The organism is Pseudomonas sp. (assembly GCF_049590575.1).
Taxonomy (GTDB): Bacteria; Pseudomonadota; Gammaproteobacteria; order Pseudomonadales; family Pseudomonadaceae; genus Aquipseudomonas.
Window position 1 is genome coordinate 1 of sequence record NZ_JBAWDE010000129.1, and the last position, 7,152, is coordinate 7,152.

A 7,152-nucleotide genomic window follows, 5' to 3' on the forward strand; every position below is an offset into this window, starting at 1 on the left:
CCGTCACGCGTACGCAGCGGCCAACTGGCCGCCGCATGGGCGCTGGCGCGGCCGAGCAATTGGTCGAGGGAACACTCGAAAAACGCCTCCACCGGCTGCCCCAGCAAGCCGCCGCGCACCTGCCCCAGCAAGTTCAGCGCGCTCTGGTTGGCGGCGCAGATCCGCCCTTCGCCATCGAATGCCAGCAGCCCTTCGCTGAACAGCCCCACCGACTCGGCCTGCAGGTGAAAGCGCAGCAGCCAGTGGCTTTCAAAGTGGCGCAGGAAGTAACAGCTCTCGATCATCTTCGCCGACAAATTCACCAGCGCCATGGTGTGAAACTGGCTCTGGCGCGACACCGCTTCGCGCGCCGAGGACACATCCAGCACCGCGAGCAATTCGCCATGGGGGTCGAACACCGGGCTCGCCGAACAGGTCAGCCCGGTATGACGGCCGCGAAAATGTTCATCACGGTGAATGGTCAGCGACTGGCGCTCCACCAGGCAGGTGCCGATGCCATTGGTGCCTTCGCACGCCTCGCTCCAATCGGCGCCGAGCCACAGCCCGGCACGCTCGAAAATCTTGCGCTCGGATGGCGCGGTGACACAGTTGAGGATCACCCCACGCGCATCGGTCAGCAGCACCGCGTGCCCGGCGCCCGAGAGCTGTTGGTGCAGGCTGTTCATCTCGCTGCCGGCGATGCTCAAGACGTGTTGCAGGCGTTCGCGGCTTTCCAGCAGGCGACCGTGTTCAAGCACAGTGGGGGCCATGGTCAGTGCGGGGTCGAGGTGGTAGTCCTGCAGGCAACGCAGCCAGGAGCGGGCGATCGACGGATCGCTGGCCGGCCCGTGGGAAAGGCCCTGCCCGCGGGTGACAGTCAGGACTTGCTGGGCATGGCGACTGAAATGATCGTTATGCATGTTCTTATTATTCTCCCTGCGTGAGAACAGCCAGCATCCCCCAGCCATCCGGCCATTGCAATCCCGCGTCGACTCGCCGGTCACGGGCTGTACCGTTTATGGCACAAACTGTCACCGGGGCTGTACCGCCCGCGCGACAGCAACGCCTTGCAACACAGCTTAAGCCCTTGATTCGCCGGGCCTGCAAAGCGGTGGCCCAACCTTTGCTCTACGCTTTATCAAGCGCAAAACCGCTGAACTCCAATAAACATAAAAGTCAGGAGATACTCACCATGCGTTACGCACATCCCGGTACTGAAGGCGCGATCGTTTCGTTCAAGGCCAAGTACGGCAACTACATCGGCGGCGAATTCGTCGCGCCGGTGGATGGCAACTACTTCACCAACACCTCGCCGGTCAACGGCAAGGCGATCGCCGAATTCCCGCGCTCCACGGCCAAAGACATCGACAAAGCCCTCGACGCCGCCCATGCCGCCGCGGACGCCTGGGGCAAGACGTCAGCCCAGGACCGTTCGCTGGTGCTGCTGAAAATCGCCGACCGCATCGAACAGAACCTCGAACTGCTGGCCATCACCGAAACCTGGGACAACGGCAAGGCCGTGCGCGAAACCCTCAACGCCGACATCCCGCTGGCCGCCGACCACTTCCGCTACTTCGCCGGCTGCATCCGCGCCCAGGAAGGCACCAGCGCCGAGATCAACGAACACACTGCGTCCTACCATTTCCACGAGCCGTTGGGGGTGGTCGGGCAGATCATCCCGTGGAACTTTCCGCTGCTGATGGCCGCCTGGAAACTCGCCCCGGCCCTGGCCGCCGGCAACTGCGTGGTGCTCAAGCCCGCCGAGCAAACCCCGCTGGGCATCAACGTGCTGATGGAGCTGATCGGCGACCTGCTGCCACCGGGCGTGCTGAACGTGGTGCACGGCTTCGGCAAAGAAGCCGGCGAAGCCTTGGCCACCAGCAAGCGCATCGCCAAGATCGCCTTCACAGGCTCTACGCCGGTGGGCTCGCACATCATGCATGCGGCGGCCGAGAATATCATTCCGTCCACCGTTGAGCTGGGCGGCAAGTCGCCGAACATCTTCTTCGCCGATATCATGAAAGCCGAACCGTCGTTTATCGAAAAGGCCGCCGAAGGCCTGGTGCTGGCGTTTTTCAATCAGGGCGAAGTGTGCACCTGCCCATCGCGTGCGCTGGTGGAAGAGTCGATCTACGACGACTTTATGAAAGTCGTGATGAAAAAGATCGAGCAGATCAAACGCGGCGATCCGCTGGACACCGACACCATGGTCGGCGCCCAGGCGTCCGAGCAGCAATTCGACAAGATCCTGTCCTATCTGGAAATCGCCAAGGGCGAAGGCGCGCAGCTGCTGACCGGCGGCAAGGTCGAACAGCTCACCGGCGATATGGCCGGCGGTTATTACATCCAGCCGACCCTGCTCAAGGGCACCAACGAAATGCGCGTGTTCCAGGAAGAAATCTTTGGCCCGGTCGTGAGCATCACCACCTTCAAGGACGAAGCCGAAGCCCTGGCGATTGCCAACGACACCGAGTTCGGCCTCGGCGCCGGCGTGTGGACCCGCGACATCAACCGCGCCTACCGCATGGGCCGCGCGATCAAGGCAGGCCGTGTGTGGACCAACTGCTACCACCTGTACCCGGCGCATGCGGCGTTTGGCGGTTACAAGAAGTCCGGCGTGGGCCGTGAGACGCACAAGATGATGTTGGATCACTACCAGCAGACCAAGAACTTGCTGGTGAGCTACGACATTAATCCGTTGGGTTTCTTCTAACTAATACCCCCTCCCACATTTGGAATGCGGTTAGAAATGTGGGAGGGGGCTTGCCCCCGATTGCAGTGTGTCAGCCAACAAGCAAGTGACTGACACACCCTCTTCGGGAGCAAGCCCCCTCCCACAGTTTTGGATCTTCATAAGTACTTGCGAATTGCATTCGGCACAAAGAGGCCGATTTAAACAATAACAATGGAAGGTACTTCCCCATGCCCAGCGAACCCACAGGTTCTTCCGTCGACTTCGAAAAAGTCGACTCGCAATATTTCCAACAACGCGAACTGAAAAAGGGCGCCGCCGGATGGGTGCTGTTAGTTGGCCTCGGCGTTGCCTACGTGATTTCCGGCGACTATGCCGGCTGGAACTTCGGCCTGGCCCAGGGTGGCTGGGGCGGCATGTTCCTCGCCACATTGCTGATGGCCACCATGTACCTGTGCATGTGCTTCTCCCTGGCCGAATTGTCTTCCATGATTCCTACCGCCGGCGGTGGCTACGGCTTTGCCCGCAGCGCGTTTGGCCCTTGGGGCGGGTTCCTCACCGGCACCGCCATCCTGATCGAATACGCCATCGCCCCCGCCGCCATCGCGGTGTTTATCGGCGCCTATTGCGAGTCGCTGTTCGGCATCGGCGGCTGGATGATTTACCTGGCGTTCTACATCATCTTTATCGGCATCCACATCTTCGGCGTCGGCGAGGCCTTGAAGCTGATGTTTGTGATCACCGCCATCGCGGCCATCGCTTTGGGGGTGTTCCTGGTGTCGATGGTGCCGCACTTCAACGTCGCCAACTTGCTCGACATCCCGGTGACCGAAGCCAAGGGCGCCAGCACTTTCCTGCCGTTCGGCTACGTTGGCGTGTGGGCGGCGATTCCCTATGCGATCTGGTTTTTCCTTGCGGTTGAAGGCGTACCACTGGCCGCTGAAGAAACCAAGAACCCCAAACGCGACCTGCCTCGCGGCCTGATCGGCGCCATTGTGGTGCTGACCAGCTTTGCCTTGCTGATTCTGGTGATCGCACCGGGCGGCGCCGGCACCTACGCGCTGATCAAATCCGGCAACCCGCTGGTGGAGGCGCTGGCGCTGTCGTATGGCGGCTCGACCTGGATGGGCAGCTTCGTCAACCTGGTCGGCCTGGCGGGCCTGATCGCGAGTTTTTTCTCGATCATCTACGCCTATTCGCGGCAGATCTTCGCGTTGTCCCGCGCCGGCTACCTGCCGCGCAAACTGTCGCAGACCAACAAAAGCAAGGCGCCGGTGCTGGCACTGGTGATCCCCGGCATTATCGGTTTTGGCCTGTCACTGACCGGCCAAGGTGACTTGCTGATTCTGGTGGCGGTGTTTGGCGCGACCATTTCCTACGTGCTGATGATGGCCGCGCACATCACCCTGCGCATCCGCCGCCCCAAAATGGACCGTCCGTACCGCACGCCGGGCGGCATCTTCACTTCCGGTGTGGCCCTGGTACTGGCCTGCGTGGCCGTGGTGGCGGGCTTTCTGGTGGATCCACGGGTGGTGATTGGCGCCGCGATCATCTATGGAGTATTAATTGCTTACTTTGCTTTCTACAGCCGGCATCACTTGGTAGCAGGCACGCCCGAAGAGGAATTCGCGGCGATCCAGGCCGCAGAGGCCGCCTTGCACTGAACTGCCGTAAACCTCGACGCGAGCGGCTGCTCGCGTCGTCAAGGAGACACTGTATGGCAAGCTTTTCCCACGCGGTGGGTGCACACACCTACCGCTTCGACAGCCTCAAGGACGTGATGGCCAAGGCCAGCCCGGCACGCTCCGGGGACGTTCTAGCCGGTGTGGCCGCGCAGAACGACGGCGAGCGCGTGGCCGCGCAGATGGCGCTGGCAAATATTCCGCTGAAGCATTTTCTCGAAGAAGCGCTGATCCCCTACGAAAGCGATGAGGTCACACGGCTGATCATCGACACTCACGATAAACAGGCGTTTAGCGTGGTCAGCCACCTGACCGTGGGCGGCCTGCGCGACTGGCTGCTCAGCGACGCGGCCGACGAACAATCCCTACGCGCCCTGGCGCCGGGGCTGACACCGGAAATGGCCGCCGCCGTGTCCAAGATTATGCGCGTGCAGGACCTGGTGCTGGTCGCGCAAAAGATCCGCGTGGTCACCCAGTTTCGCGGCACCCTGGGCCTGCGCGGGCGCCTGTCGACTCGGCTGCAGCCCAACCACCCCACCGACGAACCGGCGGGCATCGCCGCGAGCATTCTCGACGGCCTGCTCTACGGCAACGGCGACGCGATGATCGGCATCAACCCGGCCACCGACAGCATCGCCTCGATCTGCGCGATGCTGGAGATGCTCGACGCGATCATCCAGCGCTATGAGATCCCCACCCAGGCCTGCGTGCTGACCCACGTCACCACCTCCATCGAGGCGATCAACCGGGGCGTGCCGCTGGACCTGGTGTTTCAGTCGATTGCCGGCACCGAGGCAGCCAACGCCAGTTTCGGCATCAGCCTGAGCGTGCTGCAGGAGGGTTATGACGCGGGGCTGAGCCTGAACCGCGGTACTAAAGGGCAGAACCTGATGTATTTCGAAACCGGCCAGGGCAGCGCCTTGTCGGCCAACGCGCACTTTGGCGTCGACCAGCAAACCTGCGAAACCCGCGCCTATGCCGTGGCCCGGCATTTCAAACCGTTTCTGGTGAACACCGTGGTCGGTTTTATTGGCCCGGAGTACCTGTACAACGGCAAGCAAATCATCCGCGCCGGCCTTGAAGACCATTTCTGCGGCAAGCTGCTGGGCGTGCCGATGGGCTGCGACATCTGCTACACCAACCACGCCGAAGCCGACCAGGACGATATGGACACCCTGCTGACCCTGCTGGGCGTGGCCGGGATCAACTTCATCATGGGCATCCCCGGCTCCGACGACATCATGCTCAACTACCAGACCACCTCGTTCCACGACGCCCTGTACGCCCGCCAGACATTGGGCTTAAAGCCGGCCCCTGAATTTGAGCAGTGGCTGGCGAAAATGGGCATCTTCACGCAAGCCGACGGCAAGGTGCATTTCGGCAACAGCCTGCCACCGGCGTTTCGCCACGCGTTGGCGCAATTGGGATGAAGGAGCCGCCCGTGCAAGTAGAACTGCCTGACAACCCTTGGCTGGAACTGCGCCGCCTCACACCGGCGCGGATTGCGCTCGGCCGCACCGGCACCAGCATTCCCACCACAGCCCAGCTGGATTTTCAGTTCGCCCACGCCCAGGCGCGCGACGCGGTGCACCTGCCGTTCGACCACGCAGGCCTGAGCAGCCAAATGGCCGAGCGCGGGCGTGACAGCCTGTTGCTGCACAGCGCCGCCACTGACCGGCATATGTACCTGCAACGCCCGGACCTGGGGCGGCGCCTGAGTGATGAATCGGCGCAAACCCTGCGCGACTACGCCGCCGCCAACCCCGGCGGCGTGGACCTGGCCGTGGTGGTTGCCGATGGGCTGTCGGCGCTGGCCGTGCATAAACACACCTTGCCGTTTCTTACACGCATGGAGGAACAGACCCACGCTGAGGGGTGGTCGCTGTCACCGGTGATCCTGGTGGAACAGGGCCGCGTGGCGGTCGCCGATGAAATCGGGCAACTGCTTGGGGCCAAAATGGTGGTGATCCTGATCGGCGAACGCCCCGGTCTGAGTTCGCCGGACAGCCTGGGCCTGTATTTCACCTACAACCCCAAGGTCGGCCTGACCGATGCCTACCGCAACTGCATCTCCAATGTGCGTTTGGAAGGGTTGAGCTACGGCATGGCAGCCCATCGCCTGCTTTACTTAATGCGAGAGGCGTGTCGCCGGCAGCTGTCGGGGGTCAATCTGAAGGATGAGGCACAGTTGCAAACCATCGAATCCGACGACCCGGACTTGATGAAGGGCAACTTCCTGCTGAGCCCACCGATGGACTGATGCCGGCACGATTGCGATTTTTCGCGCCTTTAGGCAGCATCAAGTCACGGCCGCTTGTGTGGTCATACCCCATTTGGAAGTTGAGGCCTGGCATGCGGATTACTCAAGCGACCCTGGAACACCTGGACCTGTTGACCCCGCTGTTCGTCAAATACCGCGAGTTTTACGGGGCGCTGCCCTTTCCTGATTCATCGCGGGCGTTTCTGGAAAAGCGCCTGCGCCGCAAGGAGTCGGTGATCTATCTGGCCCTGGCGGATGATGACGACAAAAAACTGCTTGGGTTCTGCCAGTTGTATCCGAGCTTCTCGTCGCTGTCGCTCAAGCGCGTGTGGATTCTGAATGACATCTACGTAGCTGAAGACGCGCGGCGCCAGCTGGTGGCGGATAACCTGATGCGCACGGCGAAAAAAATGGCCAAGGAAACCCATGCGGTGCGGCTACGCGTGTCGACCAGCAGTGACAACCTGGTGGCGCAGAAGACCTACGAGTCGATCGGGTTTCGCGAGGACACCGAGTTCAAGAACTACACGCTGCCCATC

6 protein-coding genes are annotated in these 7,152 nt (G+C 61.9%); 5 read left to right on the forward strand and 1 reads right to left on the reverse strand.

Features of this window, described 5'->3' with window-relative positions; all coding sequences use genetic code 11:
• The coding region (locus WBR57_RS10075; protein ID WP_424083702.1) for a sigma-54-dependent Fis family transcriptional regulator at positions 1–899 on the reverse strand (899 nt) is incomplete at its 3' end.
• Positions 900–1,171: 272 nt separating this feature from the next.
• On the opposite strand from WBR57_RS10075, the gene exaC reads away from it, so the two are divergent.
• The 5 genes from exaC to WBR57_RS10100 all read left to right on the forward strand — a co-directional run.
• On the forward strand, positions 1,172–2,692 hold the full coding sequence (gene exaC, locus WBR57_RS10080) for an acetaldehyde dehydrogenase ExaC (RefSeq protein WP_424083703.1): 1,521 nt from the start codon (positions 1,172–1,174) through the stop codon (positions 2,690–2,692).
• 209 nt (positions 2,693–2,901) lie between these two features.
• On the forward strand, positions 2,902–4,335 hold the full coding sequence (gene eat / locus WBR57_RS10085) for an ethanolamine permease (RefSeq protein WP_099603282.1): 1,434 nt from the start codon (positions 2,902–2,904) through the stop codon (positions 4,333–4,335).
• 53 nt (positions 4,336–4,388) lie between these two features.
• The gene (locus tag WBR57_RS10090; protein WP_424083704.1) at positions 4,389–5,783 is read left to right on the forward strand and encodes an ethanolamine ammonia-lyase subunit EutB; all 1,395 of its coding nucleotides are present in this window, start codon (positions 4,389–4,391) and stop codon (positions 5,781–5,783) included.
• Positions 5,780–6,613, forward strand: coding sequence for an ethanolamine ammonia-lyase subunit EutC (gene eutC / locus WBR57_RS10095; RefSeq protein WP_424083705.1), 834 nt, complete (start codon positions 5,780–5,782; stop codon positions 6,611–6,613). The genes WBR57_RS10090 and eutC overlap by 4 nt, the downstream gene beginning before the upstream one ends.
• Before the next feature lie 92 nt (positions 6,614–6,705).
• The coding region (locus tag WBR57_RS10100) for a GNAT family N-acetyltransferase (protein WP_424083706.1) at positions 6,706–7,152 on the forward strand (447 nt) is incomplete at its 3' end.